Origin of the sequence: Micromonospora antibiotica, from assembly GCF_017599305.1 — a bacterium.
Taxonomy (GTDB): domain Bacteria; phylum Actinomycetota; class Actinomycetes; order Mycobacteriales; family Micromonosporaceae; genus Micromonospora; species Micromonospora antibiotica.
In genome coordinates this window covers 231160-256219 of the sequence record NZ_JAGFWR010000008.1, presented here as the reverse complement: position 1 = coordinate 256219, position 25060 = coordinate 231160, and the positions used below count along the sequence as shown (strand labels likewise).

General features: G+C 72.5%; 26 protein-coding genes. 11 read left to right on the top strand and 15 right to left on the bottom strand.

What is annotated here, in order from left to right; translation table 11 throughout:
- Positions 1 to 250: 250 nt before the first annotated feature.
- On the bottom strand, positions 251 to 1774 hold the full coding sequence (locus JQN83_RS17060) for a sensor histidine kinase (protein WP_208568129.1): 1524 nt from the start codon (positions 1772 to 1774) through the stop codon (positions 251 to 253).
- Positions 1775 to 1826: 52 nt separating this feature from the next.
- On the bottom strand, positions 1827 to 2858 hold the full coding sequence (locus JQN83_RS17055) for an SIS domain-containing protein (protein WP_208568154.1): 1032 nt from the start codon (positions 2856 to 2858) through the stop codon (positions 1827 to 1829).
- A gap of 189 nt (positions 2859 to 3047) precedes the next feature.
- On the opposite strand from JQN83_RS17055, the gene JQN83_RS17050 reads away from it, so the two are divergent.
- The gene (locus JQN83_RS17050; RefSeq protein WP_208568128.1) at positions 3048 to 4874 is read left to right on the top strand and encodes a tetratricopeptide repeat protein; all 1827 of its coding nucleotides are present in this window, start codon (positions 3048 to 3050) and stop codon (positions 4872 to 4874) included.
- Positions 4875 to 4980: 106 nt separating this feature from the next.
- Here JQN83_RS17050 and JQN83_RS17045 read toward each other — a convergent pair whose 3' ends face one another.
- On the bottom strand, positions 4981 to 6570 hold the full coding sequence (locus JQN83_RS17045; RefSeq protein ID WP_208568127.1) for an MDR family MFS transporter: 1590 nt from the start codon (positions 6568 to 6570) through the stop codon (positions 4981 to 4983).
- 111 nt (positions 6571 to 6681) lie between these two features.
- Here JQN83_RS17045 and JQN83_RS17040 point away from each other — a divergent pair, with 111 nt between their 5' ends.
- Complete coding sequence (locus JQN83_RS17040) at positions 6682 to 7248, top strand: TetR/AcrR family transcriptional regulator (RefSeq protein ID WP_208568126.1); 567 nt, start codon at positions 6682 to 6684, stop codon at positions 7246 to 7248.
- Between the two features lie 118 nt (positions 7249 to 7366).
- On the opposite strand, the gene JQN83_RS17035 is transcribed toward JQN83_RS17040, so the two are convergent.
- Positions 7367 to 7621, bottom strand: coding sequence for a flavin reductase (locus tag JQN83_RS17035; RefSeq protein ID WP_307799362.1), 255 nt, complete (start codon positions 7619 to 7621; stop codon positions 7367 to 7369).
- The gene (locus JQN83_RS17030) at positions 7618 to 7947 is read right to left on the bottom strand and encodes a hypothetical protein (RefSeq protein WP_208568152.1); all 330 of its coding nucleotides are present in this window, start codon (positions 7945 to 7947) and stop codon (positions 7618 to 7620) included. The genes JQN83_RS17035 and JQN83_RS17030 overlap by 4 nt, the downstream gene beginning before the upstream one ends.
- A gap of 414 nt (positions 7948 to 8361) precedes the next feature.
- Between JQN83_RS17030 and JQN83_RS17025 the strand changes: the two genes are divergently transcribed.
- Together JQN83_RS17025 and JQN83_RS17020 are read left to right on the top strand one after the other, a co-directional pair.
- Positions 8362 to 9129: a DUF5753 domain-containing protein gene (locus tag JQN83_RS17025; RefSeq protein WP_208568125.1), complete on the top strand. Its 768-nt coding sequence runs from the start codon at positions 8362 to 8364 to the stop codon at positions 9127 to 9129.
- Positions 9126 to 9311: a DUF397 domain-containing protein gene (locus JQN83_RS17020; RefSeq protein ID WP_208568151.1), complete on the top strand. Its 186-nt coding sequence runs from the start codon at positions 9126 to 9128 to the stop codon at positions 9309 to 9311. The genes JQN83_RS17025 and JQN83_RS17020 overlap by 4 nt, the downstream gene beginning before the upstream one ends.
- 266 nt (positions 9312 to 9577) lie before the next feature.
- On the opposite strand, the gene JQN83_RS17015 is transcribed toward JQN83_RS17020, so the two are convergent.
- From JQN83_RS17015 to JQN83_RS17005, 3 genes are all read right to left on the bottom strand, one after another.
- Positions 9578 to 11929 (bottom strand): tetratricopeptide repeat protein, encoded by a 2352-nt coding sequence (locus JQN83_RS17015; protein ID WP_244252639.1) that lies wholly within the window; start codon positions 11927 to 11929, stop codon positions 9578 to 9580.
- A gap of 101 nt (positions 11930 to 12030) precedes the next feature.
- Complete coding sequence (locus JQN83_RS17010) at positions 12031 to 12564, bottom strand: GNAT family N-acetyltransferase (protein ID WP_307799358.1); 534 nt, start codon at positions 12562 to 12564, stop codon at positions 12031 to 12033.
- Complete coding sequence (locus JQN83_RS17005) at positions 12561 to 12776, bottom strand: biotin/lipoyl-binding carrier protein (protein ID WP_208568123.1); 216 nt, start codon at positions 12774 to 12776, stop codon at positions 12561 to 12563. Before JQN83_RS17005 ends, JQN83_RS17010 begins: the two co-directional genes overlap by 4 nt.
- A gap of 249 nt (positions 12777 to 13025) precedes the next feature.
- Here JQN83_RS17005 and JQN83_RS34355 point away from each other — a divergent pair, with 249 nt between their 5' ends.
- The gene (locus JQN83_RS34355) at positions 13026 to 13100 is read left to right on the top strand and encodes a 50S ribosomal protein bL37 (protein WP_369700219.1); all 75 of its coding nucleotides are present in this window, start codon (positions 13026 to 13028) and stop codon (positions 13098 to 13100) included.
- 196 nt (positions 13101 to 13296) lie between these two features.
- On the opposite strand, the gene rsrA is transcribed toward JQN83_RS34355, so the two are convergent.
- The 5 genes from rsrA to JQN83_RS16980 all read right to left on the bottom strand — a co-directional run bounded on the left by rsrA (position 13297) and on the right by JQN83_RS16980 (position 16619).
- Positions 13297 to 13584: a mycothiol system anti-sigma-R factor gene (rsrA, locus tag JQN83_RS17000; RefSeq protein WP_067312082.1), complete on the bottom strand. Its 288-nt coding sequence runs from the start codon at positions 13582 to 13584 to the stop codon at positions 13297 to 13299.
- Position 13585: 1 nt separating this feature from the next.
- Positions 13586 to 14407 carry a sigma-70 family RNA polymerase sigma factor gene (locus JQN83_RS16995; RefSeq protein WP_208568122.1) on the bottom strand — a complete coding sequence of 274 codons (822 nt, stop codon included), beginning with the start codon at positions 14405 to 14407 and terminating at the stop codon, positions 13586 to 13588.
- 281 nt (positions 14408 to 14688) lie between these two features.
- A complete protein-coding gene (locus JQN83_RS16990; RefSeq protein ID WP_208568121.1) occupies positions 14689 to 15300 on the bottom strand; it encodes an alpha/beta hydrolase family protein in 612 nt (203 codons plus the stop codon).
- A 27-nt stretch (positions 15301 to 15327) separates the two neighbouring features.
- Entirely contained in the window at positions 15328 to 15720 is a 393-nt protein-coding gene (locus JQN83_RS16985; protein ID WP_208568120.1) for a WhiB family transcriptional regulator, read from the bottom strand.
- 200 nt (positions 15721 to 15920) lie between these two features.
- Positions 15921 to 16619 (bottom strand): SOS response-associated peptidase, encoded by a 699-nt coding sequence (locus JQN83_RS16980; protein WP_208568119.1) that lies wholly within the window; start codon positions 16617 to 16619, stop codon positions 15921 to 15923.
- A 102-nt stretch (positions 16620 to 16721) separates the two neighbouring features.
- On the opposite strand from JQN83_RS16980, the gene aroA reads away from it, so the two are divergent.
- Both aroA and rsgA read left to right on the top strand, forming a co-directional pair.
- Positions 16722 to 18023, top strand: coding sequence for a 3-phosphoshikimate 1-carboxyvinyltransferase (aroA, locus tag JQN83_RS16975; protein ID WP_208568118.1), 1302 nt, complete (start codon positions 16722 to 16724; stop codon positions 18021 to 18023).
- A 204-nt stretch (positions 18024 to 18227) separates the two neighbouring features.
- On the top strand, positions 18228 to 19121 hold the full coding sequence (gene rsgA, locus JQN83_RS16970; protein ID WP_244252579.1) for a ribosome small subunit-dependent GTPase A: 894 nt from the start codon (positions 18228 to 18230) through the stop codon (positions 19119 to 19121).
- Here rsgA and JQN83_RS16965 read toward each other — a convergent pair whose 3' ends face one another.
- The gene (locus JQN83_RS16965; RefSeq protein ID WP_208568117.1) at positions 19122 to 19778 is read right to left on the bottom strand and encodes a TetR/AcrR family transcriptional regulator; all 657 of its coding nucleotides are present in this window, start codon (positions 19776 to 19778) and stop codon (positions 19122 to 19124) included.
- 58 nt (positions 19779 to 19836) lie between these two features.
- On the opposite strand from JQN83_RS16965, the gene JQN83_RS16960 reads away from it, so the two are divergent.
- The 4 genes from JQN83_RS16960 (at position 19837) to JQN83_RS16945 (ending at position 23456) form a co-directional block, all read left to right on the top strand.
- Complete coding sequence (locus tag JQN83_RS16960; protein WP_208568116.1) at positions 19837 to 20667, top strand: SDR family NAD(P)-dependent oxidoreductase; 831 nt, start codon at positions 19837 to 19839, stop codon at positions 20665 to 20667.
- Positions 20668 to 20889: 222 nt separating this feature from the next.
- A complete protein-coding gene (locus JQN83_RS16955; RefSeq protein WP_208568115.1) occupies positions 20890 to 21372 on the top strand; it encodes a nuclear transport factor 2 family protein in 483 nt (160 codons plus the stop codon).
- A gap of 351 nt (positions 21373 to 21723) precedes the next feature.
- A complete protein-coding gene (hisN, locus tag JQN83_RS16950) occupies positions 21724 to 22542 on the top strand; it encodes a histidinol-phosphatase (protein WP_208568114.1) in 819 nt (272 codons plus the stop codon).
- A gap of 59 nt (positions 22543 to 22601) precedes the next feature.
- Positions 22602 to 23456, top strand: a complete 855-nt coding sequence (locus JQN83_RS16945; RefSeq protein ID WP_244252636.1) for a DMT family transporter — start codon at positions 22602 to 22604, stop codon at positions 23454 to 23456.
- 144 nt (positions 23457 to 23600) lie between these two features.
- Here JQN83_RS16945 and JQN83_RS16940 read toward each other — a convergent pair whose 3' ends face one another.
- Positions 23601 to 24920 carry a glycosyltransferase gene (locus JQN83_RS16940; protein ID WP_208568112.1) on the bottom strand — a complete coding sequence of 440 codons (1320 nt, stop codon included), beginning with the start codon at positions 24918 to 24920 and terminating at the stop codon, positions 23601 to 23603.
- Positions 24921 to 25060 lie beyond the last annotated feature (140 nt).

Below are 25060 nucleotides of genomic sequence, written 5' to 3'. Positions count from 1 at the left end.
CTCCCCCGCCCACCGGGCGCACGCGCTCCCCGACAGGGCGAGCGGGATGTCGCCGGACGCGTCCAGGAAGCCGGGCACGGGGAGCTGGCCGTGTCTGCTTGGTGGTGAAGCTAGAAAACTATTCAGTCGGCTGCAAGGTGTCAATGCCCGCCAATCGACCGAAAGCCTCACCGGGCCGCAGATCGTACGTCGCTCTACTCACATTCATCCCGGCGTCACCACCGGGCAACCGGGCCGTCGGGCGGCCGGTTCAGGCCTTGGCCAGCGGGAGCACCAGCACCGCCTCGGTGCCGCCGGTCGGGCCGGGACGCAGCTCGATGCTGCCCCGCAACTCCCCGGTCACCAGCGCCCGGACGATCTGCAGACCGAGCCGCCCACCCTTGGCGGCGTCGAACTCGGCCGGCAGGCCGCGCCCGTTGTCCGCCACCGAGACGTGCAGCTGCTTACGCTGCCGGTGCGCCGTGACGACCACCTCCGGGCGGGCCTCCGGCTCCGGGACGTCGACCCCCTCCTCGGCCGGCGGGAAGCCGTGCTCGACGGCGTTGAGCAGCAGCTCGTTGAGCACCATCACCAGCGAGGTGGCGATCTCGGCGGGCAGCACCCCGAAGCTGCCGGTCCGGCGCATCCCGACGCTCACCTCGGTCGCGGCCACCTCGGTCGCCGCGCTCGCCACCCGGTCGACGATCCCGTCGAACTCGACCGCCTCGTCGCTGGACATGGAGAGCGTCTCGTGCACCAGGGCGATGGAGGCGACCCGGCGTACCGACTCCTCCAGGGCGACCCGGGCCTCCGGCATCGACACCCGCCGGGCCTGTAGGCGCAGCAGCGCGGCGACGGTCTGCAGGTTGTTCTTCACCCGGTGGTGGATCTCCCGGATGGTGGCGTCCTTGGTGATCAGGGCCCGGTCGCGGCGGCGTACCTCGGTGATGTCGCGGACCAGGACCAGCGCGCCGATCGGCACCCCGGCGGGCATCAGCGGCAGGGCCCGGGTGAGCATCGTCGCCCCCCGGGCGTCGATCTCCCGCCGGGGCGGGCCCTCGCCGCGCAGCGCGGCGAGGATGCCGTTGGCCGCCTCGGTGCCGTCGAGCGGGTCGCTGGCCAGCCGGCGGTGCAGCTTGGCCAGGTCCTCGCCCACCAGGTGGGAGGCGTAACCCAACCGGCGGTACGCCGACTGCGCGTTCGGGCTGGCGTAGGTGACCTTGCCGCCCGCGTCGAGGCGGACCAGCCCGTCGCCCACCCGGGGCGCGGAGGTGGTCTCGCCCGGGTGCCGGGGCGGCGGGAAGGTGCCGTCGGCGATCATCTGGGCCAGGTCGTCGGCGGTGGTGAGGTAGTTCAGCTCCAACTGGCTGGGGGTGCGGGCGGTGGACAGGTTGGTGTCCCGGCCGACCACCGCGATCACCTCGCCGGCCTCCCCGTCGGCGGTGCGCAGCCGCACCGGGATCGCCTCGTGCCGGGCGGGCACGTCGCCGTACCAGACCGGGTCACCCTCCCGCCAGATCCGGCCCTGCCGGTACGCCACCTCCAGGTGGGCCACCTCCGGCCCGCCCACGATCCGCCCCACCTGGTCGTCCAGGTAGGCGGTCGGGGCGGTCGTCGGGCGGACCTGGGCGACGCAGAGGAACGTGCCGTCGTCGTCCACCGGCACCCACAGCAACAGGTCGGCGAAGGACAGGTCGGACAGCAACTGCCAGTCCCCGGCGATGCGGTGCAGGTGGTCGATGTCGGCCGGGCGGAGCTGGGTGTGCTCCTCGGCGAGGTCGCGCAGCGTGGACACGAGACACAGCGTGCCACGCCCACCCCGACCCCGTCCCGCTGGCCGGCTCGGCTCACATCGTCGCGGTGACCTTCTTCAGCCCACGTGGGGCGTCCGGGTCCTCACCCCGGGCCAGCGCCAGGGCGAGCGCGAGGCGCTGCAACGGCAGGATGTCCAGCAGCGGGGCGTACCGCTCGTCGACCTCGGGCACGGCCATCCGGGTGACCCCCTCGACCTGGGCCGAGCCGACCACCACCACGTCGGCGCGGCGTTCGCCGAGGCGGGGCAGCACCTCACCCATGGACCGGCCGCCGGGGCCGGAGCCGACCACGGCCAGCACCGGCACGTCCGGGTCGGTCATCGCGAGCGGGCCGTGCAGCAGGTCCGCGCCGGAGAAGGCCAGCGCCGGCAGGTAGGAGGTCTCCATCAGCTTGAGCGCCGCCTCCCGGGCGGTCGGGTACGCGTAGCCCCGGCCGGTGGTGACGAGCTGGCCGGCGAACCGGTAGCGCGGGGCGAGCTGGGCCGGGGTGGGGTCGGCGAGGGTGTGCTCGGCCAGCTCCGGGAGGCGTTCCAGGGCGGCCCGCTGGTCTGCCGGCAGCACGCCGTCCCCGGCCCGGATGCCCTCCACCAGCAGCAGCAGGGCGAGCAGTTCGGCGGTGTAGGTCTTCGTCGCGGCGACCGCCCGCTCGTGCCCGGCGGCGATGTCGACGCCCAGCTCGGCGGTCTGCGCCAGCGGCGAGTCGGGGTCGTTGGTGACCGCCAGGGTGAGCGCGCCGGCCTCGCGGGCGGCACGCAGCACCTCGGTCAGGTCGGGTGAGCCGCCGCTCTGGCTGACCCCGACGACCAGCGCGTCGGAGAGGTCGGGGCGGGCCCCGTAGACGGTGACCGCGCTGGGCGAGGCGAGCCCGGCGGGCAGTCCGAGCCGGATCTCGGTGAGGTACGCCCCGTAGAGGGCGGCGTGGTCGGAGGTGCCCCGGGCGGTGAAGACGACGTGCCGGGGGCGGCGTCGCGCGACGGCCGCCGCGACCCGGGCGATCGCCCCGGCGTGCTCGGCGGAGAGCAGCCGCGCGTAACCGGCCGGCTGCTCGGCGATGTCGGCGGCCATCCCGGCCCCTGGATGTGTCACGGAGACTCCCCCTCCTTGCGCATTTACCGCGCGTTTCATGTTCAGTCTTGCACGAACGAGCCATTCTCACCATTGCTGCGAGCACTAACGCGCAGGAGATCCACACTTGTTGCCGGCATCCCCTACGCTTGCCCAGCCCTGGCAACCCCCTGCGAGCGAGAGGCCGACGTGTCGGAGGAGCCACCCGCGCTGACCGCGGCGGAGGAACTCGCCCTCGCCCGGATCGCGCTCGACGAGGGCGACCTGGCCCACGCCGCCGACCACCTCGCCGCCGCGCTGGTGCTGGCACCGACCCTGCCCGACACCCACGAGACGCTCACCCGGATCGCCACCGCGGCCGGCGGTGACCTCGATCTCTTCCCGCTCGGCCACCGCGCACACGTCGGGGCCGTGGTCGCCCGCGCCCACCTGCTCGCCGCCGCCGGCCGGCCCGCCGAAGGGCTGGACCTGCTGGTCGCCGCCACCGGTCACGCCCCCGGCGTCGACTGGGCCGGGGTGCCCTGGGTGACCGACCCCGAGCTGGCCGGGCGGCTCGACCCGGACCGCTGCGCCCGGATCCTCATGCAGGTCTGCGCCGCCGTGCCCGACCCGGTGCCCCGGACCGGCCGGGCACCCCTGCAGCCGTACCTCACCCTGGCCCGGCACGCGGTCGCCGCGCACCCCCGGCACGCCCTGCTGCTCGGGGCGGCGTCCGCGCTGGCCCGGCGGCTCGGCGAGGTCACCCTCGCGGTCACCTGGGCCAGCCGCGGGGTACGCGAGGCGCCGTCGAAGCTCGGCGAGGTCTGGCTCGGGTACGCCTACCGCAGCGCCGGCCGCACCCGGGAGGCCCTGGCCGCCCTGGAACGGGCCGTCGCGCACGACCCCGACGACCTCGCCGTCTATGCCGACATCGCCGGCACCCTGGCCGACCACGGCCAGCTCGACCAGGCCCTCGGCTGGATCGACCGGGCGCTGGCCCGGGACCCGAGCTTCGACTGCGCGGTGCACACCGCGCACCGGCTGCGGTTCCTGCGCGACGGCGACGTCGGGCACCTGGTCGCCCTCGCCGACTTCACCCGCGACCACCCCGACGACACCCACGAGCACACCGACCTCGCCGAGTCCTGCCGGGGACGCCCCTGGCTGGGGCAGGTCACCCCGGCGACGGGCGCGATGGTCGACGCGTTGCGCCGGGCGCTCGCCGCCGACGGCTTCCCCGACGCGGCGGTCCGCCTCGACTCGGTCGAACCGCCGAGCGCGATGCGTACCGTCACCGCCGCCGTGCCCGGTCTGCACGTCGAGGTCACCGGGGTCGCCGAGCCGGACCCACGCGAGCCACGCCGGGCCACCGAGTGCCGGCTCTGGCGCTACGACGGCACCACCGCCGCGCCCACCCTGCCGGCCCCGTCCACCGTCGCCGCCGACCGGGTACGCCAACTCGCCCACCCGGCCTGGCCGCACCCACCGGCCGCCTACGACGCGGCGGTCGGGTTGGCCACCCTGGAGTTGGCCGACCTGCTGGGCCTGCTGGTGCACCCGCCCGAGGCACCGCCGACCGCGCTGGGCCGGGTGCTCACCGGCCAGGACCCGTCACTGTGGGTACGCTGCGTCCAGGTCTGGGCCTGCCTGGGCCTGCTGCACCACCGCACCGACGAACCCTGGGCCACCTCGACCCGCCGTCGGGTGCTGGTGGAACTGATCTGGGGCGTCGAGGACTGGATCACCGAGGCGGCACTGTTCGCCCTGGTCACCGCCGCCTGGGTGGACCCGGCGGTGCGCCCCGACGTGGCCGGGCTGGTGGCCGAGCGCCTCGCCGACGTGGCGACCGTCGCCAAGGGCCGGCCGGTGCCGATCGCCATCTCCCTGGCCCACCTGGCGCTGGCCACCCCGACGGTGGACCCGGACACCACCGCGCTGGCCCACCGGCTGCTCGCCACCCCGGCCCGCCCCCGCCGGACGGGCCACCTGGCCCGCGCCTGGCGTCGCCTCACCGCCCTGGTCCGCCGCCGGCCCTGACGCCGCGCGGCCACCCCTGACGCCGCGCGGCCACCCCTGACGCCGCGCGGCCGGCCCGTACCCCGGGAGGGGACGGACCGGCCGCGACGGACGGGACGGGACCGGGTCAGGAGACCGGGGCCTTGCCGAGGGCGACCTCGGCCTGCTCCTCGCCGGTGGCCTCCGGCGGCGGGACGGCGTTCGCCGTGCGCAGCGGGATCTCCCGGATGAACCAGGCGAGCACCGGCACCGCGATCGTGATGATCATCGCCCAGAAGAAGACGTGCGAGATGGCGTCGGAGAGGCCGCCGAGCACCACCTCACGTGCCTGCGCCGGCAACTCCTTGAGCTTGGTCAGGTCCATCCCCCGGCCCTCGCCGGTGCCACCGGCGAACGCGCTGCCGGCCGGCGAGTCGGCGAGCCGGCTGGCGAAGATCGCACCGAACAGCGAGATGCCGAACGAACCGCCGATGGAGCGGAAGAAGGTGGCCGCGCCGCTGGCCGCACCGAGGTCCTTCTGCTCCACGCTGTTCTGTGCGATGAGCATGGAGGTCTGCATCAGGAAGCCCATGCCGGCACCGAGGACCAGCATGTAGAGCGACGACGCGACCTTGCCGGTGTCGACCTCCAGCAGGGACAGCAACGCCATGCCGACGGCCATCACCACACCACCGACGATCGGGAACACCCGGTAGCGCCCGGTCCGGGTGATGGCCCGGCCGACCACCAGCGACACCACCAGCATGCCGAACATCAGCGGGAGCAGCAGCAGACCGCTGTTGGTGGCGGAGGCGCCCTGCACGGTCTGCTGGTAGAGCGGCAGGAAGTTCATCGCGCCGAACATCGCGAAGCCGAGCAGGAAGCCGATCATCGAGATCAGCGCGAAGTTGCGGTTGGCGAAGAGGCCGAGCGGCAGGATCGGCTCGGTGACCCGACGCTCGACGAGCGCGAAGGCCACCAGGCTCACCAGCGCCAGCGCGGCGAGACCGAAGATCTGCGGGGACGCCCAGTCGTATTCGTTCCCACCCCAGGTGGTGACCAGGACGATCGCGGTGATGCCGACGGACAGCAGTCCCGCGCCCAGCCAGTCGATCCGGTGCTCGGTGCGGTACTTCGGCAGGTGCATCGTGGTGGCCAGGATCAGCAGCGCGAGCCCACCGAGCGGCAGGTTGACGTAGAACGCCCAGCGCCAGGAGAGGTTGTCGGTGATGAAGCCGCCGACCAGCGGGCCGGCGACCATGGCGATCGCCATGATGCCGGCGATCATGCCCTGGTAACGGCCCCGCTCCCGGGGCGGCACCAGGTCACCGATGATCGCCATCACGCCGACCATCAGGCCGCCGGCACCGAGCCCCTGCACGGCCCGGAAGGCGATCAGCTCGACCATCCCGTTGTCGGTGCCGCCGAGCAGCGCCGAACCGGACATCCCGCAGAGCGCCGACCCGATCAGGAAGATGACCACCGAGGTCAGGAAGATCGCCTTGCGGCCGTACAGGTCGCCGAGCTTGCCCCAGATCGGGGTGGAGACGGTGGTGCCGAGCACGTACGCGGTGACCACCCAGGTGAAGTGGTTGACGCCACCGAACTCGCTGACGATCCGCGGCAGCGCCGTGCTGACGATCATGTTGTCGAGCATCGCGAGCATCATCGCGATCATCAGACCGAACAGCACCACCCGGATGTTGGGTTTCGCCGTCGCCTGGGTTTCCTGAGTCATGGGTAAGCTCCCCCGAGATATGTCGCACTTACTTGCCGCCCGGCTAGTCACCTTACTAGCCGCACGGTAAGTTGGACAGCCGGACCCCGTCAAGCGAATTGGGTGGTATTGGTGAGTCAGAGCACAGGTGGCACGCGGGAGCGCATTCAGGCTGTCGCCCTGGAGCTCTTCACCGAGCAGGGATACGAGAAGACCTCGCTCCGCGAGATCGCCGAGCGCCTCGGGGTGACCAAGGCCGCCCTCTACTACCACTTCAAGAGCAAGGAAGAGATCGTCAACAGCTACGTCGAGGACCGGTTGCACCGGATGGACGAGCTGATCGACTGGGCCCGCGACCAGCCGGCCACCCGGGCCACCCGGCACGCCCTGGTCAGCCAGTACGCCGACACGATGTTCGCCCCCGGGCAGTCCGTGGTGATGCGCTTCTTCGAACAGAACCAGACCGTGCTCAAGAGCCTCGTCGCCGGCCAGCAGATGCGCGAGCGGATGTTCCGCCTGGCCGACGCGATCTGCCAGGGCGACGACTCACCCCGGGCCCAACTGCGGGCCACGCTCGTCCTGTTCGCCGTGCACAGCAGTTGGTTCGCCGTGCGGACACCGGACATCACCGACGACGAACGCAAGAAGATCGCCCTTGAGGTGGCCGACGAGCTGCTGAACGGCATCGAGGAGAGCTGACCGGTCAGGCCGGACCCGGGCCCACGAACAGGCCAGCGGCACCCCGACGGCCCGGGTGAAGCGACACCCCGACGGGACCGGGTGAAGCGACACCGCAGCGGGCCCGGGAAAGAGAAGGTCAGCCGGTGGTCCGGCGGGCCCAGGCGAGGAAGCGGTCGGTCACGTCGACCGGGCGACCGCCGTCGAGCTGAGTGAGGTGGTCTTCCGCTTCCGCTTTCCAGCCCGCGAGCAGCGTCAGCAGCCGGGGCCGGTCGTCGGCGTACTTCGCGAGCAGGGCGAGTTTCGCCTCCCCGCAGGGCCACGGGTGCGCGTCCACCCGACACAGCCAGGTCGGAGGCAGGGGCGTGTGCCGGCCCGGGATCACACCGGTCACGAGGTCGACACCTTTCGCGGGACCGGCGTGCGGGCTGCCGGCGTGCGGGCTGCCGGCGTGCGGGCTGCCGGCGTGCGGGTTGCTGGTGTGCGGGTCGCCGGCCCGGGGACCGGGGCCTTCAGGTGCCCGGCACCGGCAGGCTGGAGGAACAGGGTCCGCCGGGAGACCGCGTCACCGGCGGCGTCGAGCACGTACGCGTCGATCCACACCCACCCGTCGTACGTGTGCCAGTCGGTCAGCACCCGGATGACCCGGACCGTGATCGGCCGGACGAACTGCACGCTGGCGGCGCGGGACAGCCGCAGCACGTCGCCGGAGCGAACCAGCGGCGGCGTCACCGCGCGGGCCTCCGCTCCCGCCAACGGTGCCCGGGAGTGACGTTCGCCAAGCGGCCGGGCCCCCGCCACGGCGGGATGACCGGGCCGATCGGACCCGGCAGGTAGGGGCGCGCGGGCGGCGGGTCGGTGGCCGGCTTCGGGTCCGGCGCTGGTGACGGATCGGTGGGCTTCGGCTTGTCGGGCACGGTGCTCCCCTGACGTCGTGGTGTTGGAAGGGGGCCGCCTCCCACCCCTCCGAAGGAGACGGCCCCCGCAGCAGACACGACCGGCGGTGTCCTCTCCGGCCGGCGGCGTCGCTCTGCACACGACTCTCGCAGGCAGTTGCGGGACGGGTACACAGCGTAAGATCAGTCCAACGGGACCGCTGGGACGTCCCATGTGCGCTACAGAGGGGTAACGCGGATGAATCACGCGGTGAAGATCGCGATGCTCGACGCAGGCGAGACCGCCGAAAGCCTGGCATTTCAGGTGGGCGTCGACCCCAAGACAGCGGCGCGGTGGGTGAGTCACGGACGCATCCCGCGCGCCCGGCACCGGGTGCGGGTCGCTTCGATCCTCGGGCGGGACGTGCTCGACCTCTGGCCGGACGCGCTGAAGCGCCGCGAACCGGCGTGGTTCCGGCGGTGGGCGGACATCGAGCGCGAGGCGGTCGAGCTGCGATGGTTCGAGCTGGCATGGGTACCGGGTCTACTTCAGACCGAAGCGTACGCGCGCGCGACGCTGGCTCTGGCGACGCCCACCATTGATGAGGTCGACGAGTTGGTGACGGCGCGCATGCAGCGGCAAGCGATTCTCCACCGGACACAGCCGCCGCTCGTCGTCGCGGTGATCGACGAAGCGGCCCTCCGACGGCGCGCAGGACGCGACGGCAAGCTGATGCGCGAGCAGTGCGAGCACATTGCGGCCTGCGCCGAACTGCCGTGCGTGCAGGTCCACGTAGTACCGCTCGACACGCCGATCTACCTGGGCATGGGCGGGCCGTTCATCCTGGCCGAGTTGCCGGACGGCGCACGGGTGGCGCACCAGGACAGCCCGGCCAGGGCGCACATCACCGACGACGCGGCAGAAATTGCTAGCCTCGAACGGAGGTGGGCGCGCATTGTCGGCGAGGCCCTCCCCCGGGCACAGTCTCTCGACCTCGTGAGGAAAGTGGCAGCGACATGGACATGACCGGCGCGCAGTGGCACAAGAGCACCAGGAGCGGGGACAACGGCGGGGCGTGTGTCGAGGTGGCCGACAACCTGCCCGGCGTCGTCCTCGTACGGGACACCAAGGACCGCGACGGCGGAACCCTGACGTTCACTCCCGGCGCGTGGCGTGGGTTCGTGAGCTTCGCGAAGGCATCCCGCTAGACAAGGCGGTGCGGCCCCCGGCCGGACGGCGGCCGGGGGCCGCCTGCTGTCCGGGGCCACCGTGACCCAGCGACCCCGGCGTGGGTCCACTCGACCCGGCTGGCGCGGCATTTGAGTGACCACCGCACCCGGCAGCGGGCATTGATCCAGTCCCAGGTGACCGTCCGCCTCTGCGACGCCCCTAGCGGAGCACAGGTAGGCAGCGCGGATGGCGCGGTCGCAGCGTTCCCACCTCGTGCAGGCCCATCGCGATGCCATCCCGGGTGTTACCCCTCCGGCTGCTCACCGTCGCCACGGTGGGCAAGCAGAGCGCCCAGGTTGAACATCGCGCCGGTGTCGCCGGTGTCGGCTGCACGCCGGAACCACTGTTCCGCCTCCTCTTGGCGATCACCGAGCTGGGCAAGCAGAACGCCCAGGTTGAACATCGCGCCGATGTCGCCGGTGTCGGCTGCGCGCCGATACCACTGTTCCGCCTCCTCTTGGCGATCACCGCGCTGTTCAAGCAGAACGCCCAGGTTGAACATCGCGCCGGTGTCGCCGGTGTCGGCTGCGCGCCGGAACCACTGTTCCGCCTCCTCTTGGCGATCACCGCGCTGTTCAAGCAGAACGCCCAGGTTGCTCATCGCGCCGGTGTCGCCGGTGTCGGCTGCGCGCCGATACCACTGTTCCGCCTCCTCTTGGCGATCACCGAGCTGGGCAAGCAGAACGCCCAGGTTGAACATCGCGCCGGTGTCGCCGGTGTCGGCTCCGCGCCGGAACCACTGTTCCGCCTCCTCTTGGCGATCACCGCGCTGTTCAAGCAGAACGCCCAGGTTGCTCATCGCGCCGGTGTCGCCGGTGTCGGCTGCGCGCCGGAACCACTGTTCCGCCTCCTCTTGGCGATCACCGAGCTGGGCAAGCAGAACGCCCAGGTTGAACATCGCGCGGGTGTCGCCGGTGTCGGCTGCGCGCCGGAACCACTGTTCCGCCTCCTCTTGGCGATCACCGCGCTGGGCAAGCAGAACGCCCAGGTTGAACATCGCGCCGGTGTCGCCGGTGTCGCCGGTGTCGGCTGCGCGCCGGTACCACTGTTCTGCCTCCTCTTGGCGATCACCGCGCTGTTCAAGCAGAACGCCCAGGTTGCTCATCGCGCGGGTATGGCCGGCGTCGGCTGCGCGCCGATACCACTGTTCCGCCTCCTCTTGGCGATCACCGAGCTGGGCAAGCAGAACGCCCAGGTTGAACATCGCGCCGGTGTCGCCGGTGTCGGCTGCGGTGCGCCACGCCTGTTCAGCGATGTCTAACCGTTGGGTGAAATAGGCATGAGTGCCGATGGTGGCGGCTTGGGGGGTGGTGGCGATGGTGAGCAGGGTGTTCCAGACCTGGTCGGGGACTGGGATGGTTGCGAGGGGGCCTTGGCCGGTGGTGGTGCGGTCGAGGAGGTAGTCGGAGGCGGTGTAGGTGTCGTTCTCGTGGGGCAGGAGGCAGGAGCTGGCGCCGAGGACTCGTTCGCACGCCCATTGGAGTCCTTGAGTGATGGTGGGTAGGTCGGCGCGGTGTCTCCAGGCGGGGGACAGGTAGGGGCGGTAGAGCTTCGCGAGGATGTCGCGGGGGACGGGGGTGGTGTAGCCGGCGCGGCGGCAGTCCACTGCGGCGCTGATGAGGGCGTGTCCGACCTCGAACGAGGGGCCGTCGCCGACCGACCAGCGGCGCATCATGGCCGGGCCTGCGGCGAGGTATTCGGCGAACCCGACCCCGGCGGTTAGCGCAGCCGTGATCCGGTCGTCGCCGGTGGCCTCGGCGTCGGTGCGTTCGGAGTCGGTGAGGTGCTGACCGACCGGGATGCGCCGTCGGCCGCGGATCTGGGCCACCAGTTTCGCCGCAGCCTCGTCCAGCCCGGCCGTGATGAGTTCTTGGCCTTGACCGCCTCGGGTGGCGGCGTGGTCGAGGCGGGATAGTTCCTCGTCGCGGATGGTGGCCACCACCACCACGTCGGCCCGCCCGGAGGGGCACAGACGTTGAAGCAGCGCTTGGTCGATGCCTCCGGGTGTGAGGAAGCGCTCCAGGTCGTCGAGCCACACGACCGCATCCCTGATCGGGTAGCCAGCCTCGACCACATCTCTCAGCGCCCCTGCGTACGCCGGGGTGAGCAGCTGGTGGTGCGGGCGGAGGCGGTGGATGGCCTCGAACGCGCTGCGGCTCTTGCCGGCGGCTGCCTTGCCGTGCAGCAGCACGATCCCGCCTTCGGCGATGGCCCATTCCAGATCATCGTCACCGGTGCGGGGAACGTAGGGAGGAAGGTCCTGGTCATGGCGGTCGGTGGTGTCGATAGCGGGTTTGACGCCCAGGTCCAGCGGGTCGACCTGCTCCACCAACGGCGGCCGTCCGTCGTCGCGAAGATGCAGCAGGCACCCGAGGGGCACGGACTCAGTCGGGCTGGCCGCGCCGGGTTTCATGCCTGGTCGCGCCGTGCGCCAGCTGGCCACCAGCCCTACCGCTCCGAGGAGCCCGAAACCGATGCTGGTGATCTTCTCAGCCCGGTCCAGCCCTTGCTTCACCAGGAAGTACACCACCGGGACAACGACTGCGACCGAGGAGAACAGCAACACGATCTGGCGGAGTCGTCGCCGCACCGACATGAAGGCCACACGTCATTCTGAAGGTGACCGGCAAGAAGCGCAGACCCGCCATCTCACCCAAGCCGGCCTACCCACCAGGCGGGCAGGTCGGTGCGGCCCGGTCAGGCTGGGCCGGCGGGCAGGGCCATGCGCAGGGCGAGCAGGTCGACGCCGGGCAGCGGCGACCAGTCCCGCTCCGGGGTACGCACGAAACCGAGCCCCGCGTACAGCCGGTGGGCGGCGTCGGCGAGTCCGCTACGGACGCAGATGACCATCGCCGAGCAGCCCTGGTCCACGGCCCGGGACAGGCAGGCCCGGACCAGCGTCACGCCCACCCCGCGCCCCTGCGCGGCCGGGTCCACCGCCAACATCCGGAACTCCGCCTCGCCCGGCCCGGACAGCTCCGCGTACGGGCTGCCGGGCAGCACGAAGGTGACCGAGCCGAGCACCGCGCCGGTCGACTCGTCCACGGCGACCAGGATTTCGCCGTGCTCCGCCCGGCCGGCCACGTCGGCCAGCACATCGCCGTAGCCGTTCTCGCCCTTGAGCTGGCCGTCGGCCTCGTAGGCGGCGACGGTCAGCCGGGCCACCGCCGCGAACTCGGCCGGTACGGCCCGGCGGACCAGCAGCCCGGTCGACCGGTCGCCGGGACTCACCCGATCACCGCGATCAGGTCACCGTCCTGCACCACGTCGCCCTCGTTGACCGCGAGCTGCTCGACCACCCCGTCGGACTCGGCGACGACCGGGATCTCCATCTTCATCGACTCCAGGATCACCAACGTGTCTCCCTCGGACACGGTGTCCCCGGCCGTCGCGACGACCTTCCACACGTTGGCCACCATCTCGGCGCGGATCTCCTCGGCCATCACGGCCCTCCCTCTCCACCGGGTGTGTCTGCGTCGGTATCCAATCACGTGCCGCCCCCGCGCGGGCGACGAGCGCCGACACCGGCCAGGCCACACCCACCGACGTACCGCTGCCGCCCCGGCGCGCGACGGCGGGTGCCGGCCGCACTAGCATCATCAGGTCGGACCCCGACGCCGGGAGGACCGGCGGCGTGCCCCGACGTCCAGGGTCGCCGCAGCAGGGGTCGGACCCATCACGAGGAGGTCAGCATGGCGAAGAAGGCCCGTAAGAAGAAGGCCCGTAAGAAGAGCGGCGCGAACCACGGCAAGCGCCCCAACTCCTGAGTCGTCCCGACGGTCCGCCGCCGCGACGCCAGGGCCGGCCGGAGCCGGACACACCGGTGGCCCGGGTCGACGTCGACCCGGGCCACCGGTGTACGTGCCGTCAGCCGGCCGGTGCGGGCCGGATTTCATTCGACGCCGGGTGGGGTGCGGGCACCGGCGCGTCGGGCGGCTGCGGGGTCACCCGGCCGCCGCAGCGTCACTCGGCGAGTTCGCGGGACTCGCTGGCCTCGAAGACCACCAGCTCGGTGAGGCGTACCCGCAGCCGCTCGCGCAGCTGGTCGGGGGCGGTCTCGTTGCCGCAGCAGCGGGCCACCAGCGCCCGCACCTCCTGCTCGATGCCGTACTCACGCAGGCAGGGTCCGCACTCGTCCAGGTGGTAGCGGATCAGCGAACGGCGTTCCTCGGCGCACTCCAGGTCCAGGTAGAGGTAGACCTCGGCGAGCACTTCCCGGCAGTCCGTCTCGTGCGGCTTTCCGCAGCTCATGTCACACCTCCCGACTGGCAGTGGCGGTGGTCGAGCCCTTCGCGGGCTGCGCGGCGCTGAAGCCACGCTCCGCGGCGTACCGCTCAAGCAGCTTGCGCAGATTGCGACGCCCGCGGTGCAACCGGGACATCACGGTGCCGATCGGCGTGCCCATGATGTCGGCGACCTCCTTGTACGAGAAGCCCTCGACATCGGTCAGATACACCGCCAACCGGAACTCCTCCGGCAACTGCTGCAGGGCCTCCTTGACGTCGCTGTCGGGCAGCCGGTCCAACGCCTCGGTCTCGGCCGACCGCAACCCGCTGGAGGTGTGCGACTCGGCCTCGGCGAGCTGCCAGTCGGTGATCTCCTCGGTGGGCGCCTGGATGGGCTGGCGCTGCCGCTTGCGGTAGGAGTTGATGTAGGTGTTGGTCAGGATCCGGTAGAGCCAGGCCTTCAGGTTGGTGCCCTGCTCGAACTGGTGGAAGGCGGCGTACGCCTTCAGGTACGTCTCCTGGACCAGATCCTCGGCATCGGCCGGGTTGCGGGTCATCCGCAGCCCGGCGGCGTAGAGCTGATCGACGAAGGGCATCGCGTCCCGCTCGAAGCGGGCCTTACGCTCGTCCGTCTTCTCGGTGGTCAACCGCACATCCCCTCGCGTCGGATGCTGTCCCGCCGAGGATACGCGGCCGAACCGGCCCACAGCTTCGGTTCCGCCGGGTGTGCTGGTGCTCACCACCTCGTGACCGGTCCCCACCGCCGGCCAGTCCGGGCCGTCCAGCAGCTGTCTGAGCTGCCGTGCGCCCTGCTCGTCCCGCTCCCGGTTCCGTGTCTCGGTCGGCACCGGTCACCCCCCTCGCCAGATTCCTCGTCCGGGAGGCGTAACACCCGACCGCGGGCCGGGCATTCCGCCGGCCCCCGCTCCTGGTCCCGACCCACCGGTCGGCTACCGGCGGGCTGGGACCAGGAAGGGCCTGGGAGGGACGGTCCCGACCACCCGAACCGGAAGGTCGACACCATCGGATGCAACGACGGCTCCGGCGGGGCGGAAACGGGTGGTCACCGCCTCGGTCCGCCGCCGGGGCGACCGGTCGACGCGGCGCGGGACGACCCGGTCCGGGCCGATCAGCGGGCCCAGCCGTGTGCGCGCAGCCAGGTGAGCACCACCCCGGCCGTGCCGGTCGGATCCCGGCGCAGGTCGTGACGTTCGCCACCGCGTACCACCACCTCGACCGGGCCGGCGGCGGCGGGCGTCCCGAACGGGTCCCGGTCGCCGTTGACCACCAGCGTCGGCAGCCCGGTGACCAGTTCGTCGGCCCGGGAGCGCTCCGGCCGCCCCGGCGGGTGCAGCGGAAAGGCCAACGCGACCACCCCGGCCGCACCCACCGCGCGGGCCGTCCGACAGGCCACCCGGGCACCGCTGGACCGCCCACCGACCAGCAGGGGCAGCTCAGGGTGCCGGTGGCGCAGCGCGGCCAGCACCGCCGTCCACGCCTCGTCCAGGTGCCCGGCCGGGGCCGGGGCCCGACGACCGGCCACCCGGTAGGGCTGGGTCACCCGGGCCACCACCACCCCGGCGTCGCGGGCGGCGTCGCGCAGGGCGAGCAGGTCCGGCGCGTCCACCGCACCACCGGCGCCGTGACCGAGCACGAGCAGCGACGTCGGCGCGGCGGCCGGCAGGTCGGTGTCGACCCGGGCCGGGCCCCGGGGGGTGTCGAGTTGCGTGGGGTGCGGCACCCGGCCATTCTGCGCCGCCCCGACGGGTCAGCTCAGCGGAACCAGGGTGAGCAGCCGGTCCCGCACCGGTGGGCCGGCGTCGTCGGCCGCGGCGGGATCGGATCCGACCTCGCCACGCCAGGCGACCAGCATGGCCCGGCGCTCACGCGGGGTGGTGCCACCCCACACCCCGTGGGTGTCGCCCACCTCCAACGCCCAGGCCAGGCAGGATCCCTGGACGTCACAGCTGCGGCAGAGCGCCACCGCCGAGTCGGCTGGTTCGTTGGGTGCCGGAAAGAACGTCTCCGGATCCACACTCTGACAGGTTCCTCTGGTCCGCCAGGCATCGTCGGAACGGCGGTCCCGCAACGCGCGCAGCAGTCGCGGATCCCGTCGTGCGGCGGCCACCTCGTGCGGTCGGGGCATACGCGCCCGGGTCATCACACCCACCTCCCCCGTGGGACCGGCAAGATCGACGGGCGTCGTTCACACTGCGCGAAGACGCTCCCAGTGCCAGCGCTGTGTTCTATCGCACTGTTGGCTACGGGGACAAGGGGTCTGCCGGAAAGATGGCTAAAGGTCCGAGCGACGTTTCGCCCGGAACTCTGGCAATTCGTACGCGACAATGTCGCCAATCGCGTTCAGAACAGCGCAGTCTCCCCGTGGGAGCGTTCCCGGTCCACCGGCACCCGGGCGGTCAACTCCGGGCCGTTGTTGCGCACGTTGCCCACCGCCGTCCCGACCGGACGGATCTCCAACCCGGCGAGCCACCCCGCCGGCGGCGGGACCAGCAGCGCCGCCGGATCATCGGCCGGGGCGAGCCAGTCCGCCCACCGCTCCGGCGGCAACAACAGCGGCATCCGGTCGTGCACCTCGGCCAACTCGCCCACCGCCGCCGTGGTCAGCACGCTGAACGTGAGCGACTCCTCCCAGCGGGACCAGATGCCGGCCAACGCCAGCACCGAACCGTCGCGCGGGGTCATGAAGTAGGGCTGCTTGCCGCCACCGGACCGGCGCACCCACTCGTACCAGCCGTCGGCCGGGACCAGGCAGCGCCGACGGGCGAACGGCACGGCGTACGCCCGGCTGGTGGCGACCGTCTCGGCCCGGGCGTTGATCATGCGGGCCGCGCCGGCGGCCGACTTCGCCCAGTGCGGCACCAGGCCCCAGCGGCCGGCCGACAGCACCCGCCCCTGCTCGGTGTCGACCCGGACCACCGGCACCGAATCGGTCGGCGCGACGTTGTGGTCCGGCCCGAGCCGACCCTCGGTGTCGTCGTACGACTCGAAGACGGCGCTCAGGTCCCCGGCGCTGCGGGTCGTCGCATACCTGCCGCACATGCCGCATACGCTAACGCCCCGCCCCGTCGTGGGTTGTCCCGCCAACCGGGAGTCAGCCGGACGGTCGGCTCGAAATTGTCGCCGGGTTGGCAGAATGTGACCGTGGGAAACCTGACCGCCACCCGTCCGCAACAACCCTGGGCCGCGCCGACCGCCAGTGACCCGGTCACCGCGACGCTGCGCCTACCCGGCTCCAAGTCGATGACCGCCCGCGCCCTGGTGCTCAGCGCGCTGGCCGGCGGCCCGTCGACGCTGCACGGGCCGCTACGGGCCCGCGACACCGAACTCATGGCGGGCGGGCTGCGCGCGATGGGTGCGCACGTCTCCGTCTCCGACGACGACCGCTGGCTGGTCCGGCCACACCGGCTCGTCGGCCCGGCCCACGTCGACGTCGGCCTCGCCGGCACGGTGATGCGGTTCGTCCCACCGGTCGCCGGCCTCGCCGAAGGGCAGGTCACCTTCGACGGCGACCCGCAGGCCCGGGTCCGGCCGCTCGGCCCGCTGATCGGCGCGCTGCGCTCCCTCGGCGTCCGGATCGACGCACCCGAGACCGGCAGCCTGCCCCTGGTGGTGCAGGGCACCGGTGGGGTCGCCGGTGGCGAGGTGGTGATCGACGCCTCCGCCTCCAGCCAGCTCGTCTCCGGCCTGCTGCTCGCCGGGGCCCGCTTCGACCGGGGCGTGGTGGTCCGGCACCAGGGCCCACCGGTGCCGTCCGCGCCGCACCTGCGGATGACGGTGCAGATGCTGCGGGCCGCCGGGGCAGCCGTCGACGACAGCGTCCCCGACGTCTGGGTGGTCGAGCCGGGGCCGCTCGCCGGCCGGAGCTGGGAGATCGAGCCCGACCTCTCCGGCGCGGTCCCCTTCTTCGCCGCCGCCCTGGTCACCGGCGGTGAGGTCACGTTGCAGGGCTGGCCGCACAACAGCGTCCAGCCGGTCGAACAGCTCCGCTCGCTGCTGCACCGGATGGGCGGCGAGGTCACCCTGACCACCGCCGGGCTGACCGTCCGCGGCACCGGCACCGTGCACGGGCTGACCGCCGACCTGTCCGACGTCAGCGAGCTGACCCCGGCACTGACCGCACTGGCCATGCTGGCCGACTCGCCGTCGACCTTCACCGGCATCGGGCACATCCGGGGGCACGAGACCGACCGGCTCGCCGCCCTGGCCCGGGAGTTCACCGGGCTCGGCGCCGACCTGACCGAAACCGCCGACGGGCTGGAGATCCGACCCCGGCCACTGCACGGGGGAGCCTTCCGCACCTACGCCGACCACCGGATGGCGCACGCCGCCGCGGTGGCCGGGCTCGCCGTCGCAGGCATCGAGGTCGACGACGTGGCATGCACCTCCAAGACCATGCCGGAATTCCCGGCACTATGGTCGGCGATGGTGACCGGCAAGAGCTGACGGCGGAGGGGGCAGGTCCTGACGACCAAACGACGGGAGTACGACGAGGACGACGTACGGGTCCGGCCCGGCCGGTCCTCACGTCCCCGTACCCGTACCCGCCCCCGACACGACGACGCGGTCGACGGGTTCGTCATCGCCGTCGACCGGGGCCGGTACACCTGCGTACTCCCCGACGCCCCCGACGGTGCCGCGATCACCGCCATGCGGGCCCGCGAACTGGGCCGCAAGTCGGTGGTGGTCGGTGACCGGGTGAGCCTGGTCGGCGACGTCTCCGGCACCGACGGGGCGCTGGCCCGGATCGTCCGGATCACCGAACGGCGCTCGGTGCTGCGGCGCACCGCCGACGACGACGAGAACACCGCCGAGGGGCGGCTGGAACGGGTGGTGGTCGCCAACGCCGACCAGCTGGTGATCGTCAGCGCGCTGGCCGACCCGCCACCCCGGACCGGGTTCATCGACCGGTGCCTCGTCGCCGCGTACGACGCCGGCATCGAGCCGCTGCTCTGCCTGACCAAAGCCGACCTGGCTGGCCCCGAACAGGTGGTCGGCTACTACACCGAGCTGGAACTGCCGTACGTGCTGGTCCGGCCCGACTCCGACCTCGACGCACTGCGCGCCCTGCTCGCCGGCCGGGTGTCGGTGCTGGTGGGGCACTCCGGGGTGGGCAAGTCGACGCTGGTCAACCGGCTGGTGCCGGACGCGCTGCGGGCGGTCGGCGTGGTCAGCGCGATCGGCCGGGGCCGGCACACCTCCACCAGCGCGGTGGCGCTGCGGCTGCCCCGGACCCCCGGCGGCGACGGGGACCCGGGCTGGATCGTGGACACCCCGGGCATCCGCAGCTTCGGGCTGGCCCACGTCTCGGCCGAGAGCCTGCTGCACGGCTTCCCCGACCTGGTCGAGGGAACGGTGGAGTGCCCGCCCAACTGCCCGCACACCCCGGACGAGGCGGACTGCGCCCTGGACGCCTGGGTCACCGCCGGCAAGGCCGACCAGCGCCGACTGGCCTCGTACCGTCGCCTGCTGGCCTCCCGGGCCGGCGAGGGCGACCCCCGCGAGGTGGAGCGCAACCCCGGCGATCCCCTGGCCGGCTCCTGACTAGCGGGCCAGGCGGTCCAGCAGCTCGCCGAGCAGCGCCCGTTCGCCAGGGGTGAGGTCGCCCGGGTCGTCGCCGACCAGTGCGCGCAACGTCAGTGCGGCGCTCGCCCGGGTGGCGGGGGCATCGGCGGAGGGGGTGTGCAGGACCCCGGCCAGCGCGGCCTCGCGGACGCGTTCGGACAGCCCGAAGTCCGGCTCCGGCTGGCTGATCAAGGTGAGCGTGATGCCGACGTTGGCGGCGAGCACCTGTTCGGCGGCGTCGGCCGCCGGCACCTTGAGCATGCCCTGGGCGGCGGCGCCGGTGAGCCGCTCGCGCAGCGCGGCGTGCGCGGGAGCGGTGACGGCGCAGGGCCTTCCCGGTTCGGCCCGGCCGTAGAGCAGCCCGTAGAACGACGGGTGCTCCAGCCCGAACCGTACGTGGCGGTCCCAGCCCTCCCGCAGGTCGCCCAGCGGGTCGCCGGAACTCTCGACCGCCGTGTACTGGGTGAAGCCGTGGTTGACCACGGCGTCGATCAGGCCCTGCTTGCTGCCGAAGTGGTGGTAGAGCGTCGGGGCCTGCACCCCGGCGCGTTCGCACACCGCCCTCGTGGACACCGTGCCGCTGCTCTCCAGCAACTCCGCCGTGGCGAGCAGGAGTCGATCCCGTGCGTTCTGCATGGTTGCTACATTAGCGCATGTAACGCTACATTGTCTCCTGTAGCGAAAGGAGAAGTCCATGAGAACGTGGTTCATCACCGGTGGCACGCCAGGAGGGTTCGGCCTGTTCTATGCCGAGGCCGCACTGAAGCAGGGCGACCAGGTGGCGGTGACCTCCCGTCGCCCCTCCGAACTGCGAGAATGGGCCGAACCGTACGGTGCCCGGGTGCTCGTACTCCCGCTCGACGTCACCGATGCCGAGCAGGTGCGGGCGGCGGTCCGCACGACGGAGGAGCGGTTCGGCGGGATCGACGTGCTGGTCAACAACGCGGGTCGCGGCTGGTTCGGCTCGGTCGAGGGCACCCCCGACACGACGATCCGCCGCACGTTCGACCTCAACCTGTTCGCCGTGGTCGAGGTGATCCGCGCGGCCCTGCCCGGCATGCGGGCACGCGGCGACGGCTGGATCGTGAACATGTCGTCGGTGGCGGGCCTCGTCAGCGCACCAGGATTCGGCTACTACTCCGCGGCGAAGTTCGCCCTCGAAGGACTGTCGGAGACGCTGCGCCACGAAGTCGAACAGTTCGGGGTACGCGTGCTCCTCGTAGAACCTGGAGCATTCCGCACCAACGCCTTCGCCGGCTTCCAGGACGAACCCGTCAACGAGACCGTCGACGCCTACGTGCCGCTGGTCGAGGGCGTCAAGGCGGCATTCGTTGACCACAACGGCAGGCAGGAGGGCGACCCCGCACGCGGCGTCCAGGCCGTGATCGACGCGATGACCGCGCCCGTCCCGCCGCACCGGATCGTGCTCGGCAGCTCCGGCTACGACGCCGTCGTCGCGATGCACGAGAACGCCCTCACGGAACTGCGCTCGAACGAGAAGCTCTCGCGCTCGGCGGACTTCTGAGCCTGCCGACTGAGACCGCGTCGGAACCTGCCGACAGGGCCGCGTCGGAGGACGCCTCCTGACAGGAGCCGCGCGGAGCCTGCTGACAGGGCCGTCGGCAACCGGCGGAAGTCGGCCTTGCCGCGAACGCGCGGAGCCGCACCGGGGCGGACCGGGTCACCACACACCACCGAACCGACGGGGCCCCTCGCCGACCGTCACCCCGCACCTGGACTGATCACCATGCCGCACGGCCCGTGGCGGGACGGCACCCGCAACATCACCATGCCGCACGGCCCGTGGCGGGACGGCACCCGCAACATCACCGTGCCGCCGAGCCGCCACAGGAACACGCCCGGACGCACCCGCGCCCCGGCAACCCGAGAAGACCGGAGAGCAGAGATGGACACCGTCACCCTTCCCCAGGCCGTCGAGAACTTCGTCGCCGCCACCAACGCCCACGACCCGAACGCGCTGGCCGCGGTCTTCGCCGACGGGGCCACCGTGCACGACGACGGGACGGCCTACACCGGCGAGTCCGCGATCCGCGAGTGGATCCAGGTGCACCTGATCAACCCGAAGATCGTGATCACGCCGACCTCGTTCGTCGACGACCGGCTGGTGGCCTCCGGGGACGGGGAGTTCCCCGGCGGGCCCCTGTCCTTCGCGTTCGTGTTCGGCCTCAAGGACGACCAGGTCACCGACCTCGCGATCACCCCCGTCTGACCCCTGTCCGACCACAGCCACCCCACCCCTCCCCACCCAGCCCTCTCACCGCCCCCTCCCCCTCACCGCCCTCGGCCTCACCGCCCCCGGCCTCGCCACCTCGCCGCCCACCTCGCCCACCCCGCCCCGGCCTCGCCGCCCGGGACTCCTCTCCCGCCCCGCCCCACCGTCTCGCCTCGCTGCCCGGCCCCCTCCCTCACCCCGGTGATCAAGAGGTTTACGTCAGGTGATCAAGAGGTTTACGTCATCCCGGAGGCCTCCCATGACGCAAACCTCTTGATCACCGGGGCGGGGAGGGGTGGGAGGGGGCGGGGGCGGGGGCGGGGGCGGTGAGGGGGTTAGGGTTTTGGGGTGACGGGGTATGTAGGGGATGTTGATCTTGCTCATCGGCTTGCGGATGCTGCCGACGCCATCTCGATGAGCCGGTTCCGGGCACTGGATCTGCGGGTGACGGCGAAGCCGGACCTGACTCCCGTCTCCGACGCGGACACCTCGGTGGAGCGGGAGATCCGGGCGCTGCTGGCCGACCAGCGGCCGGACGACGGGCTGCTCGGCGAGGAGTACGGCGAGCAGCCGGCCACCGGCCCGCACGACCGACGGTGGGTGATCGACCCGATCGACGGCACCAAGAACTTCGTCCGGGGTGTGCCGGTCTGGGCCACCCTGATCGCCCTGCTGGAGGGGGACCGGCCTGTGGTCGGGCTGGTCTCCGCCCCGGCGCTGGGCCGACGCTGGTGGGGCGCCCCCGGCCTGGGCGCGTACGCCGGACCGGACGCCGCCTCCGGCGAGCCGATCCGGGTCTCCGGGGTACGCGACCTCGCCGACGCCAGCTTCTGCTACTCGTCGCTCACGGGGTGGGAGGCGGCCGGTCGGCTGGACGTGGTGCTCCAGTTGATGCGCGACACCTGGCGCAGCCGCGCCTACGGCGACTTCTACGGCTACATGTTGCTGGCCGAGGGGGCACTGGACGTGATGGTGGAGCCGGAATTGTCGCTCTGGGACATTGCCGCGCTGGTGCCGATCGTGACCGCCGCCGGGGGCACCATCACCACCCTGGACGGCACTCCCGCCCCTGGTGGGAGCGTGTCCAGTGAGATCAGTGCGATCGCCACCAACGGTCCGCTGCACGCCGACGTACTGTCCCGGCTGGGTCGGCCGACCGAGCGCTGAGGCCAACAGCCCTCTATTCTCGCCTGGTGGTGTCCTCCGGCTGGTGCTTCCTCGCGGCGATGATCGTCGCGTACGGCTTCGCCAACATGCTCCAGTCGGTGGCCGCCGCCCGGACGACCGTGCACCACACCTTCGACCCGGGGCTGCTGCTGCGGCTGGCCGGGCACCGGACGTACCTGATCGGGTTGCTCTGCCAGGTGACCGGCTTCGTGCTGGCCTTCCTGGCCCGCCGCGACCTGCCGTTGTTCCTGGTCCAGGCGAGCGTGGCGGCGGGGCTGGGGGTGACCGCCCTGCTGGGGGTGGTGGTGCTCAAGTGGCGGCTGCCCGCCGCCGAGGTGGCGCTGCTGGTGCTGCTCTTCGCCGGGATCACCGCGCTGGTGCTCTCCGCCCAGCCGGCCCCCTCCAAGGGGCTCGGCACCGCCGGCCTGGTCGCCCTGGCGGTGGCGCTCGGCGGGATCGGGCTGCTCGGCTTCTTCGCGGTACGCCTGCACGGGGCGCCCGGTTCGGTGGCGCTCGGTTCCCTGGCCGGGCTGGCGTTCTCCGCCGCCGCGGTGGCCGCCCGCCCGTTGGCCTCCGCCCCGTCGGCCGAGGAGTTCGTCCGTGACCCGCTGCTCTACCTGCTGATCGCCCACTCACTGGTGGGTCAACTGCTGCTCGGGCTGGCGATGCAGCGGGGCTCCACGACGGCCGCCGTCGCCGCGATGGACGCCGCCGGTGCGGTGCCCGCCGCGATCGTCGGTCTGCTGCTGCTCAACGACAAGATCTGGCCGGGCCGGGAGTGGCTGGCCGCCGTCGGCTTCCTGATCACCCTCGCCTCGGTGATCGGGCTCACCCGGTACGCCGCACCGCAGCACCACCACACGGTGACCCGCCCCCGGGAACGCGCCATGGTCGGCGCGGTCCCCCGCGTCTGACCGGACGGCCCGGAAACCACGACGGTGCCGAAGTCACGACGGCCCGGAAGCCACCACGACCCGAAGTCACGACGGCCCCGAAGTCACGACGACCCGAAGTCACGACCGTCCGGAAGTCACGACCGTCCGGATCGCCCGGCCCGGTCAGACGCCGACCGGGCCGGCGGTCGCGCCCTTGACCGGGGCGTCCGTGTCGGCCTCGGCCACCGTCGCGGCACCCTCCTCGACCGACGGGTCGACGTCACCCCCGACCGGCACCACGTCGGGCACCTCGACCGGGGTACGCCGGCCCACCACCCGCTCGTAGAGCCGCTCCAGCGCGCCGGCCGTCCGTTCCCAGGTGTAGCTGCACCGCACCCGGTCCACCGCGGCGTGCCCGTACGCGAACCGGCCCGGGTTGTCGGCGAGCAGGCGGCGCAGCGTCATGCCCAGCGTGCGGACGTCGCCGGGGGGCACCAGCCGGCCGGTGACCTCGTCGACCACCGCGTCGGCGATCCCGCCCACGGCGTAGCCGACCACCGGCACCCCGCAGGCCATCGCCTCCAGCGACACCCGCCCCGCACAGGAGTAGTGCGGGGTGCAGGCCACCACGTCGGCGGAGCGGTACCAGGTCGCCAACTGGTCGTGCGGCACCGCGCCGACCAGCGTGACCTGGTCGGCGACCCCGGTGCGCTCGGCCAGTTCCCGCAGCCGACGGGCCTCCGCGTGGGTGGCCAACTGGTCGGCCGGCGGCCCCCCGGCGATCACCAGCTCCGCGTCGCCGACCAGCCGCATCGCCCGGATCAGGTCGTCCTGCCCGTGCCCGGGGGAGAGCCCGCCGACGGAGAGGATCCGGGCCCGCTGCTCGCGGGGGGCGGCCTCGCCGTCGGGGTGGAACCGCTCGACGTCCACGCCGGTCGGCACCATCGCCACCGAGGTCCGTTGCAGCCCCATCCGGGTCAGCTCGTCGACCTCGGCGTTGCACTGGGCCACGGCGACGTCCACCGCCCGGGTGAGGGCCCGCTCCAGGGGGATCCGCTCATCCGGGCCGTCGTACTGGTGGCCGAGGTGACGGCGTTGTTCGACGCCGAGCGAATGGAAGGTCTGCACCACCGGGATGTCCGTTTCGCGGACGGCGTGCGCGGCGGCCAGGCCACCGATCCAGTAGTGCCCGTGCACCACCTCGGGCGCCCACTCCCCGGCCCAGTGCTCGGCCAGCCAGCGGCCCAACTCGGGGACGTACGGGACCAGGTCGGCGGTGGCGGTGGGCTGCGCCGGGCCGACGGGCACCCGTTGCACCCGGTAGCCGTCGACCTCGACGCTCGCCGGCAGGGCGGGATCGTCGCGGCGCTCGTACACCCGGACGTCATGGCCGCGTGCGGCCAGTTCGCCGGCGACCCGGGCGACGTGCTCGTGGGTACCGACGGGTGGTTCTGCTGCGGACCGGGACGGCCCGGCGTGCGCGCAGACGAGGCCGACGCGCATGGTGCACCTCCATGCGATCTGCGAGGGTGGTCTCCGGTCAGAGCGTCCCATTAACCGGGGTCCCACGAGCCGAAACCTCGCAGATCGGAAGCGGTCAGCGGCTGGTGGGCGGTTGTGGGCGGCACCGCCACCCGTCGGGC